Origin of the sequence: Aliiroseovarius sp. xm-d-517 (assembly GCF_013283135.1) — a bacterium.
Taxonomy (GTDB): Bacteria; Pseudomonadota; Alphaproteobacteria; order Rhodobacterales; family Rhodobacteraceae; genus Aliiroseovarius; species Aliiroseovarius crassostreae.
The window spans coordinates 1,754,444-1,778,541 of sequence record NZ_WBXT01000001.1 but is presented as its reverse complement, the minus strand read 5'-3'; the positions used below and the strand labels follow the sequence as shown (position 1 = coordinate 1,778,541).

The following is a 24,098-nucleotide window of genomic DNA, read 5'->3' as shown; positions in this document are numbered from 1 at the left end:
TGTCCGGGCGGTGTGCCCCGGATCGTGTGGGGATGTGAGGGGCCGCGCCATTTCTGGCAGGGCTGAAGATCTGGCAGGGCTGAAGGCCTCAGGCATGTCCCCCTTTTGAGGACAAAAGAAGCGGGTCAATGCCCAGCTTGGCCAGTGCGGCGGTCCATTTCCGATCATGATCAGGAGAGAAGACAATCGCGCGGTCGGCCTCGACGGTCAGCCAGACATTTTGCTGCAACTCCCCCTCCAGCTGGCCCGCCGCCCATCCTGCATAGCCCAGGGCCGCAAGGGCCTGTTTTGGTCCGCTCCCCCTGGCGATATCTTCCAGGATGTCGCGGGTGGCCGTCATCGAAAACACGTCATCCACATGCAGGGTGGTTTCATTCCCGATGTAATCCTCGGAATGCAGGATAAATCCCCGCCCCCCTTCCACCGGGCCGCCAAAAAACACGGCCTGTCCGTCGGTCAGCTCAGAGCCATCAATGTCGAGATGTGACAGCAGGTCGTCCAGCACCACATCGTCTGAGGGTTTGTTCACGATGATTCCCATCGCGCCGTCTTCGGAATGGGCACAGATATAGACCACCGAATGGTCAAATCGGGGGTCGTCAATGCCGGGCATGGCAATCAGGAGCTTGCCGCTGAGATCCGTTTCTCTATCCATGCTTAAAGCTTGGCCCCCAGATCGGGAAATGGCAAGGGGGGACCAATGCCGGGGGCTGTTCATGGTAACATCCCATCCCCGAAATGTGATTTCCCTTTGTGGACAGAGATCTTATCTATAGGGCAGATGAGACACGCGTTTACATATCTGGCCACCTGCCTTGCCCTGATCTCCGCCGCCCCTGCGTCTGCCGGGTCCGGTCTGCCGTCTGCCCCCGATGATATTGCCCGGATTGAATTGCTGCCCGGCTGGCGCACGGCAACGGGGGAGCATATGGCAGCCTTGCGCATTGAGCTGGCGGAAGGGTGGAAAACCTATTGGCGCGCGCCGGGCGACAGCGGCATTCCCCCCAGCTTTGATCTGAAAACGTCGGAAAATGTGGGTCATGTGGAGTTCCACTGGCCGGTGCCGGATGTCTTTGTTGAAGGCGGGGTGCGGACCATCGGCTATAAAGAAGAGCTGGTGTTGCCCATGACAATCACGCCCGGGACAGTGGGGGCACCGATCAAATTGTCAGGCGACCTGCAATTTGGGGTCTGCCTCGATATCTGCATGCCCATGCAGGCATCGCTGTCGATGGCGCTGCCAACCGGGGCCGCAACCCAGAACCGCGCCATCAAAAAGGCGCTGCAGGCACGGCCTGACACGTCGCGCGAAGCGGGGGTGAAAAAGGCACTCTGTTCCTTCGAGCCCATCCGCGATGGCCTGCGCGTGCGGGCGGAAATCCACATGCCTCGGCTTGCCCCGAATGAGGTGGTGGTGCTGGAAACGGCCGATCCGGAAGTCTGGGTTGCCGAGGTGGACAGCCGCCGAGAGGGGGGGCGGATCATCGCTGAAACCGATATCGTGCCCCCAAAAGGGAGCGCCTTTGCGCTGAACCGGTCCGAGTTGCGCTTTACCGTATTGGGGGCCGGGCGCGGCGTGGACATCTTGGGCTGCACCGGAGGCTGACCTGCGTCCTGGCCTAAAGTGACAGATCGGGTGACGGGCCTCACCTCTATTGTCCCCTGTTGTCGAAGGTGATGCCATGCTTGGCCGTTCGCGTGTCATCCGGGAGCGATGGTTTCAAGCTAAATCCGTTTTTCTGAGAACTGGGCCAAATGGCGCATCTCCAGCCCGCAGCATGTTCCCGATCGGACCTGCGTGAACACGCCCACAGACCCATTCGAGGGGGGAGAAAGGAAACTGTAACCTTTCATGCGGAAACCTCACCTCTGATCAAGCAAGCGTGAGAACCTGTTTCGGTCGCTATGAAATTGGCACCGCAGCCCTCATGTTGCCCTCAACACACTTGATCTGTGCGACATGTTCGCGCGAAAGGATGACATGATGGCGATGACTGACGGTGCGGAAGGGGTTTCCGTGAAACGAGATGAAACGAAACAGGAAACGTCCGGTGGCAGAGACCACCCGATGATGAAGCGCCTGCCGTTGATTGCCATTCTGGTTGTGGCCCTCATCGGGGCTTTCACCTTGCGGGATTATCTGAGCTTTGAAGCACTCGCCGCCAACCGCGAAGCTTTGATCAGCTTTCGCGATGCGAATTACCTGCTGGCCGTGCTGGTTTTCCTGGCCGCCTACGTGGTGATTGTCGGCTTTTCGCTTCCCGGCGCAACCATTGCAACGCTCACCGGTGGCTTCCTTTTTGGCACGTTTCCCGGTGTGGTTTTCAACATCACCGGTGCGACGCTGGGGGCTGTGGTGATCTTTCTCGCCGCCCGCTGGGGTCTGGGCGAAAAACTTGCCGCCAAAATGGAGGCTTCGGACGGGGCGGTGAAACAGATCAAGGACGGGATTGACGACAATCAATGGTCGGTGCTGTTCCTCATTCGCCTTGTCCCGGCAGTGCCGTTTTTTGTTGCCAACCTGATCCCGGCTCTGGTCGGGGTGCCGCTCCACCGTTTTGTGATTTCGACCTTTGTGGGGATTATCCCCGGCGGTTTGGTCTACACCTCGGTTGGTGCCGGGCTGGGAGAGGTGTTTGCCCGTGGTGAAACCCCCGATCTTGGTATTATCTTTGAGCCGCATATCCTTCTGCCGATCCTTGGCCTCGTGGCGCTTGCAGCCCTGCCGATGGTGCTCAAAACTCTGAAAAAAGGCCAGAAAACATGAACCGTATCAAGGCTGATATCTGTGTGATCGGGGCGGGGTCCGGCGGTCTGAGCGTGGCCGCAGGCGCGGTGCAGATGGGCGCGTCCGTGGTGCTGCTTGAAGGGCACAAGATGGGCGGGGATTGCCTGAATTATGGCTGCGTTCCCTCCAAGGCGCTGCTGCATGCCGGTCATAAAGGCATGGCGTGGAAGGCGGCGCATGACCATGTGCGCAACACGATTGCAGCCATTGAACCCCATGACAGCGTTGAGCGGTTTTCGGGGCTTGGTGTGCAGGTGATCAGCGAATTTGGCGCTTTCATTTCGCGCAGCGAAGTGCAGGCGGGTGAGACGATCATCGAGGCGCGCCGTTTCGTGATCTCAACCGGGTCCTCGCCGCTGGTGCCGCCGATCCCGGGCCTGGATCAGGTGCCGCATCTGACCAATGAACAGATTTTTGATCTCGAGGATAAACCCAAGCATCTTCTGATCATCGGGGGTGGCCCGATCGGGCTTGAAATGGCGCAGGCCCATCGGTGTCTGGGCTGTGAGGTGACGGTGATCGAGGGGGCAAAGGCGCTGGGCAAAGATGACCCGGAACTGGCCGCACAGGTGCTGGATGCGCTGCGCGCTGATGGAATTGCAATCGAAGAAGAAGCTCTTGCCGCCGAGATCAGGGGGGAACAGGGGGCGATTGAAGTCGAGGTCCAGGATGGTCGCGTCTTCAAGGGTTCCCACCTGTTGGTTGCCGTTGGGCGCAAGCCGAATATCGACAGGCTGGATCTGGACAAGGCCGGGGTAGAGGTCACGCGGGCAGGGGTGAAGGTTGATGACGGGCTGCGCACGTCGAACCGCAGGATCTATGCGATTGGCGATGTGGCTGGCGGGCTGCAATTCACCCATGTGGCAGGCTATCATGCAGGCGTCATTATCAAATCCATGCTGTTTGGGCTGCCGTCCCGGGCGAAAACCAGCCACATCCCATGGGCCACCTACACCAGCCCCGAACTGGCGCAGGTCGGCCTGACCGAAGCGCAGGCCCGTGCCCAACATGGCGAGCGGCTGGAGGTGGCGCGGTTCGACTTTGCTGGCAATGACCGCGCATTGGCCACCCAACAGGCCAAGGGGCTGATCAAGGTGATGGTGGTCAAGGGCCGCCCTGTCGGGGTCTCTATCGTCGGTCCCGGGGCCGGCGAAATGATCACGCTCTGGTCGCTGGCACTGGCCAATCGTCTGAAGATGAGCCAGATCGCAGGTATGATTGCCCCCTATCCAACCATGGCCGAAGTGTCGAAACGTGCTGCAGGGGCCTATTTCTCGCCGCGACTTTTTGATAATCCTAGGGTCAAACAGGTGGTTGGCCTTGTGCAACGCTGGCTGCCCTGAGTTTGAACGAGGTCCCTGGTGCTCAACTCCCTTTCTGGCCGCTTCCTGATCCTGACCGTGGCATTTGTCATGCTGGCCGAAGTGCTGATCTTCGTGCCCTCCGTTGCCCGGTTTCGCGAGGATTATCTGCTGGCACGGCTGGAACGGGCGCAGATCGCATCGCTGGTCCTGCTGGCAGATGACATGATCGACCCCGCGCTGGAGGCAGAGCTTCTGGAAAACGCGGATGTGTTCAACGTGGTTCTCCGGCGCGATGAAATGCGGGAACTGGTGTTGGCGTCAGCCATGCCCCAGCCGGTGGATGTGACCTTTGACCTTCGCATGGAAAGCTCTCTTGGCCTGATGCGCGCCGCGCTTGCGCGCCTGTTGAACCCGGAGCCACAGGTGATCCGGGTGATCGGACAGCCTGTGCGTATGGGCGGAGAGCTGATCGAGGTAACGATGAACACCGTCGATCTTCGCAATGCGATGATTGATTATGGCAAGAATATCGCCCTCCTTTCCGCCGTGATTTCGGCCATCACCGCCAGCCTGCTGTTCCTTGCGGTGCGTTTCCTGATGGTGCGCCCGATCCGTGAGGTGGTGGGCAATATGAAAGCCTATGCGCAATCCCCGGAAGATACGCGCCGTATCATGCGCCCACATACGGGCCTGACGGAATTGCACGAGGCCGAGGTGGCACTTCAGTCTCTCCAGACGGAACTCACCCATGCGCTGAAACAGAAAGAACGGCTTGCGCAATTGGGCGGGGCCGTGGCGCGCATCTCACATGATCTGCGCAATATCCTTACCACGGCGCAACTGTTTGCCGACCGGATGGAAAGCAGTCAGGACCCGATGGTCAAACGGGTGGGGCCGAAACTGATGAACTCGATCTCGCGTGCGGTTAGCCTTTGCGAAAACACCCTTGCTTTCGGGAAGGCCGAGGAACCTGCGCCAAGGCTGGAGCGGGTTGAACTGGCTCGGCTTGTGGATGACATTTTCGCCAGCGAGCGGCTGGCGTCAGGGGAGCACGCGCTCAGCTTTGCAGAAGATGTTCCCGCCGGGTTGGTGGTGCGAGCGGATCCTGAACAGCTCTATCGCGTTTTGTCGAACCTCGTGCGCAATGCCCGACAGGCGATTGTGGCCAGCGGCAAGGAAGGCGAAATTGGCCTTATCGCGCATGATAATGGGGATCACTGGCGGATCGATTTGCGCGATACCGGGCCGGGCCTGCCGCTGTCGACCCGTGAAAACCTGTTCCAACCTTTCGCGGGATCCAACAGAAAAGGCGGGTCAGGGCTGGGATTGGCCATTTCGGCAGAACTGATCCGTGGGCACGGCGGCCGTCTGACATTGGAAAAGTCCGACGGCGAGGGCACCCATTTTCGGATCATCCTGCCCAAAGAGATTGCCAGCGCGTCGGATGAGGACGCGTCCGGGTAGGGGTGTTTCCAATTTATACTCAGGCCGAAAGCCGGATCCGGGGCGCGCTTGGTCGGAACTGAAACGGGGCAGGATCGCGACTGCCGGTTGGGCGGCAGTTTTTCAGAAGCATCTCTTCGAAGGCCGCAAAAATCCGCTGCATGTGGGGGGGCTTGTAAGGGAAAGTGGTGTCGCAATCCATGTCATGCACGATCAGCGCGTTATCCGCTTCGAAGACCACCAGATTCCCCTGCGCATCCTCGGCACAGTCGATGCCGAAATACCCCAGTCCGATCCCGTCGGTGAGGGCCCTGAGCGCATGTTTGTGGCGCGTGGCGAAATCATCGTGGAAGTGATCCATGAACCGGGCTTCTTCACGACGCTTGTCAGCGCAGGCCTCCATCCCCGCATTCAGATACCAGATGTCCCAATGTGCGGCGATGGCCATGTGACAGGGGAAGGGCTGACCATCGACAAACACCACCCGGTATTTGCGAAACTGCCCGCCGCAAGGGGTGGTGTAGTGAATGTATTCCGACAGGAAAAACGCAGGCTCTGGGTGGTCCACGAGGTAGGAAATCAGCGCCTCCCGCGAGGGGATATTGGCAAGTCCCTTGCCCGCATGTGACCCGCAGGGACGGATGATAATCGGATAGCCGCCCAGCGCCGAGAGCATCTGATCCTCGGTTTCGTTCATCAATGCGGTCACCAAATCATCCAGCGTCACACGTTTGGTTCGTGGAAAGCGCAGCCCCGGCACATAGGAAAACCTTTGCTCCAGCTGATGACGTTGAAGCATGAGCTGAGCGCCGGGCAGGTTCAGAACCGTGTGGCCCGCCGAAGCGGCCAGCCGTCGCACCTGGCCAAAGATCGGATCTGTTGCGGCGGTGTCTGCCGGGATGGCGCAGAAGGCGACGTCATGGTCGGGCAGATCCAGATGCGTGCTGTCCGAGACATGCGGGTAATAGGTGATGATCTCGAAATCCGACCGCTGCAAAAGGAACTCGACCGGTGTATTGGCCCCCATGTGACCCGGTTTGGCAAAGACCAGCACCCGGCGTTTCGCACGCGCGCCCTGATTGGTGACAAAGGCGCGCTGACGTGAGAGGGCTTTGGCCTGCCATTCCAGCCCCAAGGGCTGATTGCCCTGCAACTGTTCGATCACCGACAGGTCCATCAATGCCCCTTCGCAGGGGGCTTCGCTCAGGCATTGGCGGAGCAATCGTGTCTGAACCGGGGTCAGATCCTGCCCCTGATAGGCCATCTTTGTCAGGTTCGCGAGGCCGATACGTGTTTGCGGTTCCATTCTGGCTCCTCTCCGTGATTCCCGGTCAGGATGAGAGGATTTGATTAAAAAACCGTGCGTATTGGTGGAAATTGCACCCCTCTACAGGTCCAGCTCAATCACCCCGCCCGCGTCACGGGCGCGGCTTTGACACAAGATCATCGCGCCTTCGCGCTGGGCGTTGGACAGAACGAAATCCCGATGCTCCACATCCCCGGCGATGACCCCGCATTTGCATACGCCACAGATCCCGTCCGAACATTTCACATCCACATGCACGCCATTGGCATTCAGAATGTCTGCGGCGGTCTGATCTTCGGGCACGGTGAAGGCGCGCCCATCCCTGAGCTTCAGCGTGAAGGGGTGGTTTTCGTAATCCGGCAGGTCCGGCACCGAGAAATATTCCAGATGCCGCGCCTCTTGCGGGAAACCCTGCGCCTCGGCGGCCCGCATCACCGCATCCATATAGGCCTCCGATCCGCAGCAATAGACATGCCAGCCGGGCTGATAGCCGGACAGGGTGGTGTTGAAATCCGCCCGTGTGCCCTGGTCGGAAAAATGCAGATGCACCCGATCCGCCCAGGGCGCACTGGTCAGGTCATTCACAAACCCGGCATCTGCGGCGCGCGAGCAGGAGTAATGCAGCGAAAAGTCCCGCCCCAGCGCGTGCAGGCGGTGGGCAAAGGCAATCATCGGTGTGATGCCAATCCCGCCCCCCATCAGCAGGGTTCTGGTCGCGGCCTCTTCCAATTCGAAATGGTTGATCGGTTTCGAGATGAACAGCTTGCGTCCCGGTTCAAAGATGCGGTGCAGAAGGGCCGAGCCACCGCGCCCGGTGTCTTCGCGCAATACGCCGATCTGATAGCTGGTGTGATTGGCGGGATCGCCGGACAGGGAATATTGACGCAGAAATTCCGGGCTGACGAGCACGTCCAGATGGCCGCCTGCGCTCCACCGCGGCAAAGGCTCGCCATCGGGGCGGGTGAATTCGTATTTCGTGACCCTGTCGGTCATTTTTTCAACTTTTGAAACCTGCACTTCGATCACCGGCGCGTCCCCGTCGATGGTAAAGCGATGGATCATCGACAGGTCGCCCGCCGCTTTGCGGGCGCGGTATTCATCGGGCGAGATCAGGGCGTCATAAGCGGCAATCCCAGCCTCGCGATCCATCGGAAACGGATAGGGGTAGGGCGGCGGCGACAGGTTGGCGGGGTAGGCGGCAAGGGTCTGATCCTCGGGTTTGAGGTCAATTTCGCGGTTGAGCCCCCGCCGGTTTACTGGGTTTTCGGTGGGGTGATACCCTCCGTCCTCGGCCAGTTCCAGATCCCACCACCATGTCTTGACCGGGTTGATCTCACCATTCCCGACCGCGTCGTCCAGTTTGGCCAAGGCCGGGGCGGCTGCGGGGAAACGGGATGCGGCCCAGCGAAATGGCGCCTGTGCAAACAATCCCTCAAGGTTCCACGGGCAGGTCTTCATGCAGCGCCCGCACATCGCCCCGCCGGGATTGGTCACGCGGTATGTGGTGCATTTCTGCGCGTCCGACTTCCAGACCTCATAGCCATTGAACATCTTTTTCGACCCGGCGGAGATCGCCCCGGAGGGGCATTCGCGGGCACATTTGTTGCAGGCTTCGCAAAAGGCCTGCAGGCCAAAATCGATCGGCTTGTCATGTTCCATTGGCATATCGGTTGTGACCACGCCGGATTTCAGGCGCGGGCCGAGATAGGGGTTCAGGACCACGTCGCCGATCCGCGCCACCTCACCCAGCCCGGCCAGAAGCAGGAGCGGTGGTTGCAGAACGGTTCCGTCCATCACCGTATGGGCCTTGGCTGAATAGCCAAGGTTGCGGATCTGCTGGGCGATGACCCCACCGATGAGGGCGAAGCGCAGATAGGCGCGCATCGACTGGCTGACGGCAATCCAGTCATCCCCCGAGGCGCCTTCCATCGTCTCGAAGCCCTGATCGACAATCATGGAAATGGCGTTGTCGTGGGTGGGATGGATCTTGGCCCCGGTCGCGTCATGGGAATACCAGCACCAGTCCGGGCAGCGGGACGTGCCCGCAGCGTCGATGCCAAGGAAATAGCTGGCCGCCCGCAGATTGTCGGCGTTGCGGCTGGCATCCTTGGGGCGGGGCCCGTCTGCTGTGGCGCCATCCTGTAGCGGCACAAACGCCCCCAACAGGCGGCGTTGGGCAAAACTTGGCCCGGATTTGCGCACGTAATGCCCGCCCTTTGAGGCCTCCTGCAGCGGTTTGCCCATATCGCCGAACTGACTGCGGGCGAACATGTCGGACCGTTTCGGCACCCGCGCCACATTGGGCTCATCAATATAGGTTGTTGGGTCATCCACGCGCTTGAGGCGTTCAAACGGGTGCGGTCCCATATGGTAGTCACGGTGCGCATAGGGATCACGGGTCAACGCCGATTTCGCATGCCCCTTGCCCGGCCCGGTGCCGCCCAGCCACCATGCGGGGCCAGAGGTGGCGTGCCACGGCTGCTCGGTCATGGGGGCAAGAGGGGCGTCATGCGCCAGGTCCATATCCGTGGTCACCACGGCGACCCCAAAGCGGTTGCCCAGCCACGGGACGACCAACCCACCGTTTTCCGCGACCGCAAGACCCGAGGTCACGGCCAGCTGGTTCAGGTCCACATCGGTTGACATCGGGCTGTGTGCCATCGCGTCAAAGCCCAGAAGGCGGATGTAATTGGCAATGACAATTGCGGTTTCCGTGCTGCGCAGGCAGGCGCGGTGGTCCTGGGCATCAAGGATCCAGTCCGTCCCGCGCTCATCCGGTCGTGGATCACGCATGTGTTCGACCAGAAACACGATGGCGTTGGGGTGTGACGCCCTGCGCGGCGCTCGGTCCATCGACGCCTTGAGATCGGCCATGATCACGTCGATCCCTGCGGCCAGCGTGCGGATCTCGCGGGTTTTCAGGGCGTCGGAAAGGCGCGGGATATCGGGGTTCTGGCGGGGGGTCGACAGGCGGGCACTGTCCGGCACCGGACCAATGCCGACCATTGAGGTGTCGAGGTAATAGCCAAAGGCTTTCAAATGGTTGGCGCGCTCCTGAAGATCCTCGGGGATGCGCCCGCGCACGGGGGTCACATCCCCATCCCGGATCGCATCCATCATTGCCTGAAATTCGCCCATGGCATTGACGATGCTTTCGGGCTGCTCCGGTCGGTGAAAGGACAAGGGGGCCATGGCGGGCACGGCGGAAAGATCGGCCTGATCGGTCCGTTTCAGCCGCTCCAACGGGTAAGGTCCAAAGTGAACGGGGCGCTTTTTGTCTGAGAAAATCTTCATCAGCTGTCCTTGTCTTCCGGAGCAACAGGCGTGGCCTTCCCGCGATAGGCGGCGGTGTAGCGGTCGGGCAGGTCTTCGTCGCCATAGACACCAATCAGCACGCCAACCTGTTCGGATCCACCTTTGCGACGCGCAAGGATCTGATTGTCACTGACCGTGGTGCGTTGCGACATGCGTCTGGCCCAGTGATGCAGGTGGTCATACATTCTGGCGATGACGTCGGCGTGGTCCTTGCTTGCGCCCAGATCAGTCAGTTCGTCGGGGTCGGTTTTCAGATCAAACAACATCGGGCGGAACCCGCCTTCGCCGCCCCCTTCCGCATGGATCAGTTTCCACCGGTCGGTGACCACCATGAACAAGCGGCAATCGCGGGGGGAAAGCCCAAGCCGGTCGGCCATGGGCGAGGTGGAATAGTCATATTCGCTGATCGCAAACTCGCGCCACGCCACGTCGTCACCGTGCAGGAGCGGCACAAGCGAGCGTCCTTCCAGGATATGATCGGCCACATCCCCACCGGCCATGTCCACAAATGTGGGGGCAAGGTCGATCTGCTCAACCAGCCTGTCCGATACCGTACCGCGCGTGGCATCCGCCTGTGGGCGGGGATCGGCGATGATCAGCGGCACCCGGACAGAGGGGTCGTGGAAGAAATCCTTTTCCCCCATCCAGTGATCGCCCATGTAATCGCCATGATCCGAGGTGAGCACAATCACCGTGTTCCCGGCCTGCCCGCTCTCATCAAGGTAATCGAGGATCCGTCCCAGATGGTCGTCACATTGCTTGATCAGACCCATATAGGCGGGGATCACCACGTCGCGCACCTCGTCACGGGAAAAGGCGGCAGAGAGCTGGCCCTGCAGATAGGCGTCAAATACCGGATGCGCCTGTTGCCGTTCCGCGTCCGAACGCACCACCGGCTGGATATCTTCGACCCCATAGAGGTCGTGATAGGGGGGCGGCACGATATAGGGCCAGTGCGGTTTGATATAGGATAGGTGCGCGCTCCACGGTCCGTCGCCCTTTCGGGTCTGCATGAATTCAATCGCCCGGTCGGTAAGCCACGGGGTTTCACTGTCTTCTTCGCGGATATTGGCGGGCTTGCCCGCGTGCATCATCAGAAAACCAGAGGCAATATCTCCGGCGTCATCAATTCCGGCATTCGCGTGATCATGCCAGGGATTGTGATCGGTATACCCTTTGTCGCGCAGATATGCGTTATAGGGGGAGCGTTTTGGGTCATAGAACCCGTCTGGCCCCTCGGCCCAGAGCCCGTCATCGCGGATCCAGATGTCAAACCCACATTCGCCGATGCGGGTGCCAATGACCGAATCGGGTGCCAGCCCCAGCCGCGCCATGCCCTCGGCATCCGCCTTCATATGGGTCTTGCCAATCAGCCAGCACCCCATGCCGGCGCCGCGCAGGTGATCACCCATGGTCAGTTCACCGACCTTGAGCGGAAAGTTGTTGAAGGCCGCCCCATGGGACGAAACATAGCGCCCGGTATAGGTGCTCATCCGGCTGGAGCCGCAGACGGGGGACTGGCAATAGGCGCGGTCAAACCGCACCCCGCGCGCCGCCACCCGATCAAAGTTTGGCGTTTCCAGTGTCTTGTGACCGGCACAGCCCAGGTAATCAAAGCGCAGCTGGTCATACATGATGAACAGAATATTCGGGGCGGCGGGGGCCATCGCGGCACTCCTTGTTCATTGCGGATGCGACGATTTGAGCATGTGAAAAAGCCTCTGGAAAGCCAAATTGGATCCAATCGGAAAAAACATGATTTGGTTTTTGCCCGATCGGGTCGTTCCCGGCGCCCTTGATGCCGTGTTTTTCATTGCGAGCAGATGAGCTGCGGCCTATACCCGGTTCCTGACGAAGCCCATTCGGGCCAGAGAGGTTGGCTGTCGGACATCGACCCAGATAGGGGATGGAACGCAGCATCGTCGAAGCAGCGTAACGGGCGCCGTCCCTTTGCGCGTATCGGTGTCTCTTCCCTGTGCCCCAGATTTGCGAAAGGACACATGATGTCGAGAACCCTTCTTTTGTCTGCTGCAGCGATCAGCCTGACCGCTGCCCCCGCCATGGCCCATATCGGCCACGTCGGAGAAGTGGCCGGACATGGCCACTGGGGGGCAATCATCCTTCTGGGTGCTGCGGCGGCCGTAGGGCTTTGGGGGGCCTTGAAAGGGGCAAAAGACACCGAGAAAGCCAAGGCGGATGACGCCGGGGAAGAGGCCACCGAAGAGGGTGGCGAAGAGGAACTGGTCGGAGCCTGAACGGATGAAAACCCAGCTGGATACGCAAGGCAAGAAAATCGGCGTGATGATCTGCGGTCACGGCTCTCGCAGCCAGGCCGCGGTGGATGAATTCAAGGTGCTGGCAGAGAAGCTGCCCGCGATGCTGCCCGATGACTGGATGGTCGATTACGGCTATCTGGAATTTGCCAATCCGGTGATCCGGGTGGGTTTGGACAATCTGCGTGAGGCGGGGTGTGACCGCATTCTGGCCGTGCCGGGGATGCTCTTTGCGGCGATGCATTCGAAAAACGATATCCCCACCGTGCTTAATACCTATGCCACCAAACATGGTATCGATGTCAGCTATGGGCGGGAACTGGGCGTGGACCCCAAGATGGTTGCCGCCGCCGGTGCGCGTATCCGTGACGCGGTGGAGGCTGCCAATGCCGAACATGGCGACGTGCCGCTTGAAGAAACCTGCCTGGTGGTGATCGGTCGCGGCGCGTCTGACCCGGATGCCAATGCCAACGTGTCGAAAATCGCGCGTCTGCTGCAAGAAGGTATGGGTTTTGGTTGGCTTGAAGTGGGCTATTCCGGCGTAACCTTCCCGCTGGTGGAACCGTGTCTGACCCACACCGCCAAGCTGGGTTACAAGCGCGTCATCGTCTTCCCGTATTTCCTGTTCACGGGCATCCTGATCGACCGGATCTATGGCTTCACCGATCAGGTGGCCGCACGTCATCCTGACATTCAGTTCGTGAAAGCCGGTTATCTGAACGACCACGAGAAGGTGTTGGAAACCTTTGCCGAGCGGATCACCGAACAGGTCGGCGCCATGCCGCCGCCCAATTGCGGCACCTGCGGCTATCGTGATCAGATCCTGGCTCTGGATGACCCGAAAATTGCGGCGATCTCGGCTGCGGATCGTGCCAAGCACCCGGCCTTTTCCGACACCCCCCCGCCCACCTGCGTGATGTGCAAATACCGGGTTGAGGTGCTGGGGTTTGAAAGTGAACTGGGCGCGGTGCAGGAAAGCCATCACCACCATGTGGAAGGGCAGGGGGCCAACGCGCCCGGCTCAACGGTCGAGACCTGTTCGCTCTGCGATCATTTCTGCACCGGGGCGTGCCGTCTGGATATGGATCACCATCATCATCACCACCACCATGATCATGGACACAGCCATGCGCATGACCATGATCACTCTCACGGCCACGATCATTCACACGATCACGCCCACGATCATGCCCATGACCACACCCATGATCACGGGCATCACCATCATCACGACCATGATCACCACCACCCGGAATACCCCCATGCAAAACACCCGCATGGTCCGGAATCGGCGCGGGTCAAATAAACATGCGGCCTCCTTTGCAGTATGAACGTGACCCGATGGCGATCTATGCCGAGAGCTTTGCGACACTCCGTCGCGAAGCCCGGTTGGAGCGGTTCCCCGGTGGCATGGCCGCTCTGGCCACCCGCGTGATCCACGCCTGTGGCATGGTCGAAGTGGCGGATCGCCTGGCTTTTTCACAAAACGCCTATGACGCGGGCCATGAAGCCCTGAAATCTGGCGCGCCGATCTTTTGTGACTGCGAAATGGTGGGCGCGGGGATCATCCGCCGCTATCTGCCTGCTGAGAATGAGGTGATTGTCACCCTGAACGATCCGCGCACCCCGCCGCTTGCCAAAGAGATTGGCAACACGCGGTCGGCGGCTGCGGTTGAGCTATGGGCCGACAAGCTGGAAGGCGCCGTGGTGGCCGTGGGCAACGCGCCCACAGCACTTTTCCATCTGTTGGAGTTGATCGACGCTGGCGGGCCGAAACCCGCCGTGATCCTCGGTTTCCCGGTGGGGTTTGTCGGCGCTGCTGAAAGCAAAGCCGAGCTTGCCGCCAACCCGCGCGGTTGCGAATTTGTCGCCCTGCGCGGTCGCCGTGGCGGATCGGCCATCGCTTCGGCGGCCGTGAACGCGCTGGCCGCTGGCCTGCCGGAGGAAAAGGCATGACCCACCCCGAGATCCCTCAGCCCTGGCTGCACATCATCGGCATCGGTGAAGATGGGCTGGACGGTCTGACCCCGGCCACCCGTGCGGTGATCGAAGCTGCCGATGTGATCGTCGGGGGCAAACGCCATCACGAGATGCTCGACACCAAAGCCGAGCGCCTCGCATGGCCCTCTCCTTTTGACGCCCTGATCGGCGAATTGGAGGCGCGGCGCGGGCAGACCGTGGCGGTGCTTGCCTCGGGCGATCCGCTCTGGTTTTCAGTCGGGGCCAAGATCGGGCGTCACCTTGATCCGGCCGAGATCGTTTATCACCCGCAGGTCGGTGCCTTCCAGCTGGCGGCAGCGCGGATGGGCTGGTCGATGGCGGATCTCGAAACGCTCACCGTGCATGGTCGCCCGGTTGAGCAGATGATTGCCTTCATTCAGCCCGATGCGCGCCTGTTGATCCTGACCACCGGGGCGGAAACACCCGAACAGATCGCCAGGTTCCTGACCGAGCGTGGCTTTGGCAAATCGCGCATGACCGTGCTCGCACATATGGGTGGCGAGAAAGAAGCGCGGTTTGATGGGTTGGCCGAAAGCTGGAACCATGACGTGCCCGCCTTCAACACGCTGGCGGTGGACTGTATCGCCGCCCCGGATGCGGCGCTGCTGCCCCGCGTGCCGGGTCTGGCGGATGAGCTGTTTCAATCCGACGGCACCATGACCAAACAAGAGGTGCGCGCGGTTACGATTGCAAAACTCATGCCGATGCGTGGCGCTTTGCTGTGGGATATTGGCACCGGTTGCGGTTCGGTTGCGGTCGAATGGATGCGCGGTGCGCGCTATGCCCGTGCCATCGGGATCGAACCCAAACCCGAACGCCGTGCCATGGCCGCAGCAAACGCGCTGGCGTTGGGTGTTCCGCGCTTGGAACTGGTGGACGGGATGGTCCCCGCCGCGCTGGACGGTCTCGACGCGCCGGATGCAGTGTTCATCGGCGGTGGCCTGACCGAGGAAACCTTTGACGCCGCCTGGGCGGCGCTGCGCCCGCTGGGGCGTCTGGTTGCCAATGCGGTCACCATTGAAAGTGAGATGTGCCTGACCGCGCTGCACAAGAAACATGGTGGCCAACTGGTGAAACTCTCGGTGGAACGTGCCGAAGCCCTCGGGCCGCTATCCGGCTGGAAACCGCTGCGCCCGGTCACACAATGGAGCCTGATCAAAAGATGAACGGAACCCTTTACGGGATCGGCCTCGGCCCGGGCGACCCCGAGCTGATGACGCTGAAGGCCGCGCGGCTGATTGCGGCGGCCAAGGTGGTGGCCTATCCGGCTTTGGAATGTGGCAACAGCTTTGCGCGTTCGATCGCCGCGGATCTGATCGCCGAGGGCACAGATGAGATCCGTATCCCGGTGCCGATGACGGTTGAACGTGGCCCGGCGCAGGCCGCCTATGACGCGGGCGCGGCGCAGATCGCTGAGCGTCTGGCGGCGGGCGACGATGTTGTCGTGCTGTGTGAGGGCGACCCGTTTTTCTACGGCTCGTTCATGTATCTTTTTGCCCGCCTGTCGGATCGCTTCGACTGCGAGATCGTGCCCGGCGTGACCTCGATCACCACCGTGGCCGCCCGGGCGCAGAAGCCCTTGGTTGCCCGCAACGAACGCCTGACCGTGCTGCCCGGCCCGCTGGATGAAGCTGAACTTCGGTCGCGGATTGAAGGCGCGGAGTCGGTGGCGATCATGAAGGTCGGCCGCCATCTTGAAAAAATTCGTGCGGTGATTGCCGATCTCGGCCTCACCGACAAAGCCACTTACGTGGAACGCGCCTCTCTGCCTGAAGAGGTGGTGCTGCCCCTGTCCGAGGCCCCCGAAAAGGCGCCCTATTTCTCGATGATCCTGCTTGCGAAAGGAACCGATCCATGGCTGTAACGCCTGTTGTAATTTGCCTGAATGCCTCTGGAGAGCCTCTGGCCCATAAGGTTGCCGCCCTGTTGGGGGCTCAGGTCCATGGGCGTGAAGGTCGTGTGGAAAAGGCTGATGCGTTTTTCCCAAATGCGCTGGATCATGTGCGGATGCTGTTTGCTGCTGGCACGCCGGTTGTGGGTGTCTGTGCGGCCGGTATCCTGATCCGCGCGGTTGCCCCCATTCTGGCCAATAAGCTGGCGGAACCGCCCGTTGTGGCCGTGGCCGATGACGGATCCGCCGTATTGCCGCTTTTGGGCGGGCATCGTGGCGCCAACCGTCTGGCCAGCCAGATTGCCGCTGAAATTGGCGCGACCGCTGCCGTGACCACCGCCGGTGACGTGTCGATGGGCGTGGCGCTGGATGAGCCGCCCGTGGGCTATCGTCTGGCGAACCAGAAAGACGCCAAAGAAGCCATGGCAGAGCTCTTGTCCGGCGCTGGCGTGTCCATCGTGGGCGAGAACATTTTTGACATCGAAGACGCAGGTGGCTCGGTCGAGCTGGTTGTGTCAGAAGCGCCGGTTGAGACCGGCCCGACCCGTCTGGCCTACCATCCGCAACGTTTCACACTGGGCGTGGGCTGTGCGCGCAACGCAGATCCTGAAGAGCTGTGGCAGAACGTGTCCGAACAGCTGACCGCTGCAAATATCGCCCCCGAAGCGATTGCCTGCGTGACTTCGCTGGACCTGAAGGCCGACGAACTGGCGATGAACGATCTGGCCCGCCGTCTGGGTGTGCCCTTCCGCGTGTTCTCCGCCGAAGAACTGGAGGCCGAAACCGCGCGTCTAGCCACCCCCTCGGACGTCGTGTTTGAAGAGGTCGGCTGTCATGGCGTGTCGGAAGGCGCGGCGCTGGCCGCGGCTGGTCCGGACGCCGAACTGGTCGTTGAGAAGGTGAAAACCGCCAACACCACCTGCGCCATTGCTCGCGCACCCGCACCGATCACCGAGATGCGCGGCCGCACCCGTGGCAAGCTGTCCATCGTCTCAATCGGGCCGGGTCAGCACACATGGCGCACACCGGAAGCCAGCCACCTGCTGCAAGAAGCCGAAGAACTGGTGGGCTATGGCCTCTATATCGACCTGATCGGCCCGTTGGCCGCGGGCAAAACCCGGTCCGACTTTCCGCTGGGTGGCGAGGAAGATCGCTGCCGTTACGCGTTGGAGCAGGCGGGCAAAGGCAAGAACGTGGCGCTGGTCTGTTCGGGTGACGCGGGCATCTACGCGATGGGTGCGCTGGTCTATGAACTCCTGGACCGTTCAGAAGATGAGAAGGGCGTGAGTGATGCCGCGCGTCGGGTCGAAGTGGTGTCCACCCCGGGCGTGTCCGCTCTGCAAGGGGCGGCTGCGCGGGCTGGTGCCCCGCTGGGCCATGATTTCTGCGCCATTTCGCTGTCGGATTTGCTGACCCATCGCGAGGATATCGTAAAGCGTCTGCATGCCGCCGCCGAGGGCGACTTCGTGATCGCTTTCTACAACCCCGTCTCGATGAAGCGCCGCACCCTGTTGGCCGAAGCCCGCGACATCTTGCTGAAGCACCGCCCGGCAGATACGCCCGTGATGCTGGCGTCCAACCTTGGTCGCCCGACCGAAAACATCCGCTATCGCCGTCTGGACGAATTGCAGGTGGACGAGGTCGATATGCTGACCGTGGTGCTGGTGGGCTCGTCGAACTCGCGTCTGGCGCAGCTGGGCGAAGGCCCGCGTATGTTTACCCCGCGCGGCTATGCCCGCCGCATTGATGGAGATCTGTCATGACCGTTTATTTCATTGGGGCAGGCCCCGGCGATCCCGAGCTTCTGACCCTGAAAGCGCAGCGCATCATTGGCGAATGCCCGGTGTGCCTCTATGCAGGGTCTCTGGTGCCGCCGCAGGTTGTGGCCTGTGCGCCCGAAGGGGCAAAGGTCATGGACACCGCGCCCATGACGCTGGACGACACCCACGCCGAAATCAAAGCTGCGCACGCGCGCGGTGAAGATGTAGCCCGTGTGCATTCCGGCGACCCTTCGCTTTACGGGGCGATTGCCGAACAGATCCGCCGCCTGAAAGCAGACGGGATCGACTACAAGGTCATCCCGGGTGTGCCCGCCTACGCAGCCGCCGCGGCGGCACTGGGGCAGGAACTCACCATCCCCGAGATTGCCCAGTCGATTGTGCTCACACGGATGTCGATGCAGTCGACCTCGATGCCCGAAGGGGAAACGCTGGAGAACTTCGCCAAGACCGGGGCCACGCTCGCCATTCACCTCGCCGTGCGCAATATGCGTGAGATTGAGCGCGTGCTGACCCCTTACTATGGTGCGGATTGTCCGGTGGTGGTTGCCTATCGCGTGGGCTGGCCGGATGAGATGCTGATCCGTGGCACCATTGCCGATATCCGCAAGAAAGTGCGGGCTGAAAAGATCACCCGCACCGCGCTGATCCTCGTGGGCCCCGCCCTCAACTCCGCGCGCGATTTCAAGGATAGCGCGCTTTATGATCCATCCATCCCCCATGTGCTGCGCCCTGTGGTGGGTGTGGATCTGGTGGAAGACAACAACACCTGATTGGGTCACGCTTTGAAATGCAAGAAACGGCGCGGGCATGCCTGCGCCGTTTCTTGTTGCGGGCTTCGATGTAACGCGCTGTGGATAATTTGAAAAAATACCCAATCTGACAAAAGGTTAACTTGACCGTTACATATCCCGTGCCATGATTAACCAACGCGATGGGAGATGGAACATGCTGGAATTTTTGCCTCAGGAAGTGCGCGACGGCCTGGAAGCCGCCCGCAAGCGCGATCTGAAAAAGAAATCACGCCTGCGTATACGGGTGAATGAAGAAGTGTTTCCCGTGTTGAAATTCTGGGAAACCGGCTTTTCCCTGGACGTCGCACGTGCCCCGCATCTGCGTGGGCTGGTTGACCTCTATGATGGCACCCGCCACCTCTATCAATGCCTGATTGTCGCTTCGGAAGAAGAGGATGGCCAGATGAAATATGAATTCAAGCGTAAGGCTGAGGCCCATGACCACGCCCCGCTGGATTTCGCGCGTGAGGACAACGCGCCTGTTGGGCTGATCACCAAAGAAGCGTAGCATTGCTGTAGACGCAGCAGCCCCCCGCCTGCGCCCCTGTTTGGTCTCAGTGGCGGGTCTTCGGGGGTGTGATAAGGCCGGGAGAAACCGCTTGGGCTGCTGCGTTGCGCGAGTTGAATGAAGAAACCGGTCTGAGCCCGTTGGCTTTTTACAACGCAGATACCTGTGAACAATTCTACGAACCCTGGACCGATCAGGTCGTGATCGCACCCGTCTTTGTGGCAATTGTCCCCAAGGGGGCTGAGATGCGGCTCAACAAGGACCATTCAGATTACGCCTGGCTTTCAAGCGAACGGGCTATTTCCCGCGTTAGCTTTCCCGGCCAGAAACGCATGCTGCGTGAGGTGGATCTCACCTTCCTCCAGTCGAACCCGGATCCGCTCCTGCAAATTCCGCGCGCCTGATTTTCCTTGCCCAAATACCTTGGGGTGAATGCGCGTATGCGCAGAGGGGCAAAGCCCCTTCGGGTTCATATCATGCGCCCTCAAACGCCGGATCAGGGCCGAATTTCCACCTCGGTCCCATCCGGCGTAATGGACCACAATTCCTCAATTTCCGCGTCCGACACGGCAATACAGCCTGCGGTCCAGTCTCCGGGTAAGGTGACAAGCCGTCCCACGCCGTTGGGTTGTCCATGGATGAAGATGTCGCCGCCGGGGCTTTTTCCCATGGATCGTGCGTGCGAGATGTCCTCTGGCTGCGGGTAATCAATGCCCAGTGACAGATGATATGCGCTGCCTGGATTGCGGCGATTGATGCGAAACAGGCCTTCCGGGGTCTTGCCATCACCTTCGACCTCCTTGTCACCTTCCGGGGTAAATCCCAGGGCAATCCGATAGGTTCGCAGGGCTTCGCCCTCCCGGAACACAGTCATTTTCCGCGCAGCTTTCTCCACCAAAATCCGGTCGATCTGTCCGGAAATCGGTTCCATCAGCGGGGGGGCGGGCGGGGGCGCGAACCTGTCCCACAGGATCACCCCAATGAGGGCAATCACCGCAAGCAGGGTCAGGCGCGAAAAGAGGCGGGCGAGGTGGCGCATGGTGCCAAGCTCGCGCGGGACCCTGATCAGCGCAAGCAGGTTCCGGACCGGCTGTCATGCACGGGCAGGGATTTGCCGAGTGGGGCAGGGCTGGGTCGCCGGGCTTATTGCAAATCCGAAAACGCGCGTTGCAGGCGCGACACGGCCTCTTCCACCCGTGCGCTTTGGGTGGCGAGGTTGACACGTTGGAACCCCTCTCCGCCCGTGCCAAAGCTCGGGCCGGGGCTGACGGCAATCCGGGCCTCATCCCGAATGCGGGCAATCACCTCGTCATGGGTCATGCCGGTGCCGGAAAAATCGACCCAGGCCAGATATGTCGACTGCAATGGCAGCGACCGCACACCGGGGATGGCATTCACTCCCGTGTCGAAAATCTCACGGTTGCGGGTCAGGTGCACCAGCTGCTGATCCACCCAGTTCGCCCCGTCCGGTGAATAGGCGGCAGTGATCATGTCCACCGACAACATCGCCGCGCCATAGTCCAGTGCCGACAGGCGCTTGCGCATGGTCTGGCGCAGATCAGGGTCGGGGATAATCATGTTGCCGGTTCGCTGCCCGGCGATGTTAAAGGTCTTTGATGCGGCTGACAGGGTGATCAGGCGGGGCAGGGCTTCGGGGGCGGCCACGGCTGTGGGGACATGGGTGTGCCCGTCGTAGACCAGATCCTGATGGATTTCGTCCGAGACAAGCATCAAATCATTGCGCGCGGCAAAATCCGCCACATCCCTCAGTTCCTCGGCGGTCCAGACCCGGCCCGAAGGGTTCTGCGGCGAGCAGAAGATGATCATGCGCTCATCGCCGGTCAGGCGCGATTGCGCATCCTCCAGATCCAGAACATAGGTATCACCGTCGCGCATCAGCGGGCATTCCACCACCTTGCGCCCGTTCTTGCCGATCTTCAGTGCAAATTCGTGATAGACCGGGGTGAAGATCACCACCCCATCACCCGGTTCCGTCCAGGTTTGCAGGCAGAGTGCAATGGCGTTTCCCAACCCTTGTGAGGTGAGCACCCAATCCGGGTCCACGTCCCAGTTGTGCCGGGTTTTCATCCACCATGCCACGGCATTCAGGTAATCGGGATGGTCCCAGGAATAGCCGAAAACGCCGTGATCTGCGGCCTTGCGAATGGCCTCGATCACACAAGGCGCAGTGGCAAAGTCGCTGTCGGCTGTCCACATTGCCAACCCATCCTCAGCCGGCACACCGAAAAGCTTCTCCATCTTGTCCCATTTCGAGCAATGGGTGCCACGACGATCAATCATCGTGTCAAAAGCGTTGGGAGCGGTCTGTGCGGTGGTCATCGCGGGATATCCATTGTCTGGTTTTCTGTTCCGAGGCACGTTAAATCGTTTCGCGCCAAGCTTGCAACAAAAGCTTGGCGCGAAACGCATGGAACCCATTGATGTTGTGGGCGTTTCGAAACACCTACGTCTTAAGCTAATTTCGAAACGCTTGAGCGGCTTCACCAGCTGCGCAAGCGGGGGCGGGCCGAGGGAAGGTCTGAAAAGGGGTGTTTCTGTCCGTTGTCAGGTCAATTGCCCCCCACCCGGCCATTGCACGCCAGCCCGGCTTGCCCTAAATCCCCCTTATGACACTGCGTAATATTCTCATTCACCCTGATCCGCGTCTGAAGAAAGTCGCCGATGCCGTTCCGGACCTCTCGGACGAGCTGCGCGTGCTGGCACAGGACATGCTGGAAACCATGTATGACGCGCCGGGCATCGGCCTGGCCGCGCCGCAGATCGGCATCTTGCAACGGCTGATCGTGATGGATTGTGTGCGGGATGACGACGAACCCGCTCAGCCAACCGTGATGTTCAACCCCGAGATCATCCGCGCTTCGGACGAGTTGAATGTCTATGAAGAGGGCTGCCTGTCGATCCCGGATCAGTTTGCGGAAGTGACACGCCCGAAAGAGGTTGGGGTGCGCTGGCTGGATATGGATGGCAATGTGCAGGAGCGGGATTTTGACGGGTTGTGGGCAACCTGTGTTCAGCACGAGATCGACCACCTCGATGGCAAGCTGTTCATCGACTACCTCAAGCCGCTCAAACGTCAGATGATCACACGCAAAATGCAGAAGCTGAAACGCGATATTGCGCGGGGCAAGGCCTGAGCATGGCCGTGACCTCGCACCGACCCTATGTGATGTGGCCAAACAAGGTGCTGCGCAGTGTTGCGGCCCCTGTCACTGAGATCACCGATGAGATCAGCGCCATCTGGGACGAGATGATCTTTGCAATGGATGCGATGCCCGGCGTCGGGCTGGCCGCGCCACAGCTTGGGATCCCCCTTCGGTTGGCGGTGGTGGATGCGTCGGATGAACGGGGGCAGGCGATCCGCATGGCCAATCCCGAGATCCTGCATGCCTCGACCCAGTTGCGCACCCATCAGGAAGGCAGTCCGAACCTGCCCGGCGTCTGGGCGGAAATCGACCGGCCTCGGGCGGTTACGGTAAGATTTATGAACGCGGCAGGAGAGGTGGAGGAGCGCGATTTCGTGCATCTCTGGGCTACCTCGGTGCAGCACCAGATCGACCACCTCAACGGTAAAATGTATTTTGACCACCTGTCGAAGATGAAGCGGGACATGCTGGTGCGAAAGTCGAAAAAGCTCCGCTGACGGTGTGTTCACCCCGACCTTGTCGCCTGCCGGATCTTGCCGCCTGAAGGAGAGAAACAATGCGCGTAATCTTCATGGGAACCCCGGAGTTTTCCGTCCCTGTTCTTGAGGCGCTGGTCGAGGCTGGTCATGACATTGTCGCGGTTTATTGCCAGCCCCCGCGCCCGGCGGGCCGGGGCAAGAAAGACCGCCCCACGCCGGTGCACGCACGGGCATCGGAGCTGGGACTTGAGGTGCGCCATCCGGTGTCGCTGAAAGGGGCGCAGGAACAAAATGACTTCGCCACATTGAACGCGGATGTTGCGGTTGTGGTGGCTTACGGGTTGATCTTGCCACAGGCAGTTTTGGATGCGCCTCAGAACGGGTGTTTGAATATTCACGCATCGCTTTTGCCGCGCTGGCGTGGGGCTGCGCCGATCCACCGGGCAATCATGGCTGGGGATGCGGAAACTGGGATTTGCATTATGCAAATGGAAGCTGGCCTGGATACGGGGCCGGTTCTCTTGCGGGAAGCCATCCCCATTGGGGATGAGGAGACCACGCTGCAATTGCATGACCGTCTTGCGCCGCTGGGGGCGCAGATGATCGTTAAGGCGCTGTCTCAACTGGATAAACTCTCGCCGGAAGTGCAGTCGGACGAGGGGGTTATCTATGCGGAAAAGATCCTGAAGGAAGAGGCGCGGGTGAACTGGACCCGCCCGGCCATAGAGGTGGATCGCCTGATCCGCGGCCTTTCGCCGTTTCCCGGTGCAAAATGCGAGATGAATGGTGAGCAGGTAAAGCTGCTGTCGTCGCGTTTGGCGGATGGACAGGGCGCGCCCGGGCAGATTTTGGACGGTTTGACCATCGCCTGTGGTGAAGGGGCGGTAGAGATTACCCGTGCCCAGCGCCCCGGCAAGAAGCCGATGCAAGCTGCCGATTTCCTGAGAGGGGTGGAGCTTCCTGAAAAACTGGGTTGATGATCCGGTTCCGTGGCCAAGATTTTTCAAAACTAGAAAACTAGAAAACTAGAAAACTAGTTTTCAGAGTGTGTCTT

At 60.7% G+C, this 24,098-nt stretch carries 21 protein-coding genes and 1 pseudogene; 16 read left to right on the top strand and 6 right to left on the bottom strand.

Features of this window, described 5'->3' with window-relative positions:
• Positions 1-88 precede the first annotated feature (88 nt).
• Entirely contained in the window at positions 89-655 is a 567-nt protein-coding gene (locus XMD517_RS08630; protein ID WP_055187734.1) for a YqgE/AlgH family protein, read from the bottom strand.
• 126 nt (positions 656-781) lie between these two features.
• On the opposite strand from XMD517_RS08630, the gene XMD517_RS08625 reads away from it, so the two are divergent.
• From XMD517_RS08625 to XMD517_RS08610, 4 genes are all read left to right on the top strand, one after another.
• Entirely contained in the window at positions 782-1,606 is an 825-nt protein-coding gene (locus tag XMD517_RS08625) for a protein-disulfide reductase DsbD domain-containing protein (RefSeq protein ID WP_173485923.1), read from the top strand.
• Between the two features lie 462 nt (positions 1,607-2,068).
• On the top strand, positions 2,069-2,767 hold the full coding sequence (locus XMD517_RS08620; RefSeq protein ID WP_254449689.1) for a TVP38/TMEM64 family protein: 699 nt from the start codon (positions 2,069-2,071) through the stop codon (positions 2,765-2,767).
• Positions 2,764-4,131, top strand: a complete 1,368-nt coding sequence (locus tag XMD517_RS08615; RefSeq protein ID WP_173485922.1) for an NAD(P)/FAD-dependent oxidoreductase — start codon at positions 2,764-2,766, stop codon at positions 4,129-4,131. Before XMD517_RS08620 ends, XMD517_RS08615 begins: the two co-directional genes overlap by 4 nt.
• Before the next feature lie 18 nt (positions 4,132-4,149).
• On the top strand, positions 4,150-5,556 hold the full coding sequence (locus tag XMD517_RS08610) for a HAMP domain-containing sensor histidine kinase (RefSeq protein ID WP_173485921.1): 1,407 nt from the start codon (positions 4,150-4,152) through the stop codon (positions 5,554-5,556).
• Positions 5,557-5,575: 19 nt separating this feature from the next.
• Here the strand turns inward: XMD517_RS08610 and XMD517_RS08605 are convergent, their stop codons facing one another.
• The 3 genes from XMD517_RS08605 to XMD517_RS08595 form a co-directional block, all read right to left on the bottom strand.
• Positions 5,576-6,841, bottom strand: a complete 1,266-nt coding sequence (locus XMD517_RS08605; RefSeq protein WP_173487800.1) for a RimK family alpha-L-glutamate ligase — start codon at positions 6,839-6,841, stop codon at positions 5,576-5,578.
• A gap of 81 nt (positions 6,842-6,922) precedes the next feature.
• Positions 6,923-10,135 carry a reductive dehalogenase gene (locus tag XMD517_RS08600; RefSeq protein ID WP_173485919.1) on the bottom strand — a complete coding sequence of 1,071 codons (3,213 nt, stop codon included), beginning with the start codon at positions 10,133-10,135 and terminating at the stop codon, positions 6,923-6,925.
• Complete coding sequence (locus tag XMD517_RS08595; protein WP_173485918.1) at positions 10,135-11,823, bottom strand: sulfatase-like hydrolase/transferase; 1,689 nt, start codon at positions 11,821-11,823, stop codon at positions 10,135-10,137. Before XMD517_RS08595 ends, XMD517_RS08600 begins: the two co-directional genes overlap by 1 nt.
• A 336-nt stretch (positions 11,824-12,159) precedes the next feature.
• On the opposite strand from XMD517_RS08595, the gene XMD517_RS08590 reads away from it, so the two are divergent.
• The 9 genes and pseudogenes from XMD517_RS08590 to XMD517_RS08550 form a co-directional block, all read left to right on the top strand.
• A complete protein-coding gene (locus XMD517_RS08590) occupies positions 12,160-12,411 on the top strand; it encodes a DUF6732 family protein (protein ID WP_173485916.1) in 252 nt (83 codons plus the stop codon).
• A 4-nt stretch (positions 12,412-12,415) separates the two neighbouring features.
• A complete protein-coding gene (locus XMD517_RS08585; protein ID WP_173485915.1) occupies positions 12,416-13,735 on the top strand; it encodes a sirohydrochlorin chelatase in 1,320 nt (439 codons plus the stop codon).
• A gap of 2 nt (positions 13,736-13,737) precedes the next feature.
• The gene (locus XMD517_RS08580; RefSeq protein WP_173485914.1) at positions 13,738-14,385 is read left to right on the top strand and encodes a precorrin-8X methylmutase; all 648 of its coding nucleotides are present in this window, start codon (positions 13,738-13,740) and stop codon (positions 14,383-14,385) included.
• Between the two features lie 11 nt (positions 14,386-14,396).
• Entirely contained in the window at positions 14,397-15,596 is a 1,200-nt protein-coding gene (gene cbiE / locus XMD517_RS08575; RefSeq protein WP_173486336.1) for a precorrin-6y C5,15-methyltransferase (decarboxylating) subunit CbiE, read from the top strand.
• The gene (gene cobI / locus XMD517_RS08570) at positions 15,593-16,294 is read left to right on the top strand and encodes a precorrin-2 C(20)-methyltransferase (protein ID WP_173485913.1); all 702 of its coding nucleotides are present in this window, start codon (positions 15,593-15,595) and stop codon (positions 16,292-16,294) included. The genes cbiE and cobI overlap by 4 nt, the downstream gene beginning before the upstream one ends.
• A complete protein-coding gene (gene cobJ / locus XMD517_RS08565) occupies positions 16,285-18,084 on the top strand; it encodes a precorrin-3B C(17)-methyltransferase (RefSeq protein WP_173485912.1) in 1,800 nt (599 codons plus the stop codon). The genes cobI and cobJ overlap by 10 nt, the downstream gene beginning before the upstream one ends.
• Entirely contained in the window at positions 18,081-18,872 is a 792-nt protein-coding gene (gene cobM / locus XMD517_RS08560) for a precorrin-4 C(11)-methyltransferase (RefSeq protein ID WP_173485911.1), read from the top strand. The genes cobJ and cobM overlap by 4 nt, the downstream gene beginning before the upstream one ends.
• A 175-nt stretch (positions 18,873-19,047) precedes the next feature.
• Complete coding sequence (locus tag XMD517_RS08555) at positions 19,048-19,401, top strand: hypothetical protein (RefSeq protein WP_173486335.1); 354 nt, start codon at positions 19,048-19,050, stop codon at positions 19,399-19,401.
• 44 nt (positions 19,402-19,445) lie between these two features.
• Positions 19,446-19,805, top strand: a pseudogene (locus XMD517_RS08550) (NUDIX domain-containing protein); the annotation flags it as partial.
• 92 nt (positions 19,806-19,897) lie between these two features.
• Here XMD517_RS08550 and XMD517_RS08545 read toward each other — a convergent pair.
• Both XMD517_RS08545 and XMD517_RS08540 read right to left on the bottom strand, forming a co-directional pair.
• Complete coding sequence (locus XMD517_RS08545) at positions 19,898-20,440, bottom strand: murein L,D-transpeptidase family protein (RefSeq protein ID WP_173485909.1); 543 nt, start codon at positions 20,438-20,440, stop codon at positions 19,898-19,900.
• A gap of 104 nt (positions 20,441-20,544) precedes the next feature.
• Entirely contained in the window at positions 20,545-21,741 is a 1,197-nt protein-coding gene (locus XMD517_RS08540; protein WP_173485908.1) for a MalY/PatB family protein, read from the bottom strand.
• A gap of 287 nt (positions 21,742-22,028) precedes the next feature.
• On the opposite strand from XMD517_RS08540, the gene def (XMD517_RS08535) reads away from it, so the two are divergent.
• From def (XMD517_RS08535) to fmt, 3 genes are read left to right on the top strand one after another with little or no spacing between them, the layout of a single operon-like run.
• Positions 22,029-22,556 (top strand): peptide deformylase, encoded by a 528-nt coding sequence (gene def / locus XMD517_RS08535; protein ID WP_055187771.1) that lies wholly within the window; start codon positions 22,029-22,031, stop codon positions 22,554-22,556.
• A gap of 2 nt (positions 22,557-22,558) precedes the next feature.
• A complete protein-coding gene (gene def, locus XMD517_RS08530; RefSeq protein WP_173485907.1) occupies positions 22,559-23,062 on the top strand; it encodes a peptide deformylase in 504 nt (167 codons plus the stop codon).
• 59 nt (positions 23,063-23,121) lie between these two features.
• Positions 23,122-24,021 carry a methionyl-tRNA formyltransferase gene (gene fmt / locus XMD517_RS08525; protein ID WP_173485906.1) on the top strand — a complete coding sequence of 300 codons (900 nt, stop codon included), beginning with the start codon at positions 23,122-23,124 and terminating at the stop codon, positions 24,019-24,021.
• The last annotated feature ends 77 nt before the right edge of the window (positions 24,022-24,098 follow it).

Excerpts from the sequence above, each read along its gene's own strand:
- XMD517_RS08595 (WP_173485918.1), bottom strand. The coding sequence starts at position 11,823 with ATGGCCCCCGCCGCCCCGAATATTCTGTTCATCATGTATGACCAGCTG.
- XMD517_RS08625 (WP_173485923.1), top strand. The coding sequence starts at position 782 with ATGAGACACGCGTTTACATATCTGGCCACCTGCCTTGCCCTGATCTCC.
- XMD517_RS08600 (WP_173485919.1), bottom strand. The coding sequence starts at position 10,135 with ATGAAGATTTTCTCAGACAAAAAGCGCCCCGTTCACTTTGGACCTTAC.
- XMD517_RS08620 (WP_254449689.1), top strand. The coding sequence starts at position 2,069 with ATGATGAAGCGCCTGCCGTTGATTGCCATTCTGGTTGTGGCCCTCATC.
- XMD517_RS08630 (WP_055187734.1), bottom strand. The coding sequence starts at position 655 with ATGGATAGAGAAACGGATCTCAGCGGCAAGCTCCTGATTGCCATGCCC.
- XMD517_RS08545 (WP_173485909.1), bottom strand. The coding sequence starts at position 20,440 with ATGCGCCACCTCGCCCGCCTCTTTTCGCGCCTGACCCTGCTTGCGGTG.
- XMD517_RS08585 (WP_173485915.1), top strand. The coding sequence starts at position 12,416 with ATGAAAACCCAGCTGGATACGCAAGGCAAGAAAATCGGCGTGATGATC.
- fmt (WP_173485906.1), top strand. The coding sequence starts at position 23,122 with ATGCGCGTAATCTTCATGGGAACCCCGGAGTTTTCCGTCCCTGTTCTT.
- XMD517_RS08555 (WP_173486335.1), top strand. The coding sequence starts at position 19,048 with ATGCTGGAATTTTTGCCTCAGGAAGTGCGCGACGGCCTGGAAGCCGCC.
- cobM (WP_173485911.1), top strand. The coding sequence starts at position 18,081 with ATGACCGTTTATTTCATTGGGGCAGGCCCCGGCGATCCCGAGCTTCTG.
- XMD517_RS08540 (WP_173485908.1), bottom strand. The coding sequence starts at position 21,741 with ATGACCACCGCACAGACCGCTCCCAACGCTTTTGACACGATGATTGAT.
- cobI (WP_173485913.1), top strand. The coding sequence starts at position 15,593 with ATGAACGGAACCCTTTACGGGATCGGCCTCGGCCCGGGCGACCCCGAG.
- def (WP_173485907.1), top strand. The coding sequence starts at position 22,559 with ATGGCCGTGACCTCGCACCGACCCTATGTGATGTGGCCAAACAAGGTG.
- XMD517_RS08580 (WP_173485914.1), top strand. The coding sequence starts at position 13,738 with ATGCGGCCTCCTTTGCAGTATGAACGTGACCCGATGGCGATCTATGCC.
- XMD517_RS08605 (WP_173487800.1), bottom strand. The coding sequence starts at position 6,841 with ATGGAACCGCAAACACGTATCGGCCTCGCGAACCTGACAAAGATGGCC.
- def (WP_055187771.1), top strand. The coding sequence starts at position 22,029 with ATGACACTGCGTAATATTCTCATTCACCCTGATCCGCGTCTGAAGAAA.
- cobJ (WP_173485912.1), top strand. The coding sequence starts at position 16,285 with ATGGCTGTAACGCCTGTTGTAATTTGCCTGAATGCCTCTGGAGAGCCT.
- XMD517_RS08615 (WP_173485922.1), top strand. The coding sequence starts at position 2,764 with ATGAACCGTATCAAGGCTGATATCTGTGTGATCGGGGCGGGGTCCGGC.
- XMD517_RS08590 (WP_173485916.1), top strand. The coding sequence starts at position 12,160 with ATGTCGAGAACCCTTCTTTTGTCTGCTGCAGCGATCAGCCTGACCGCT.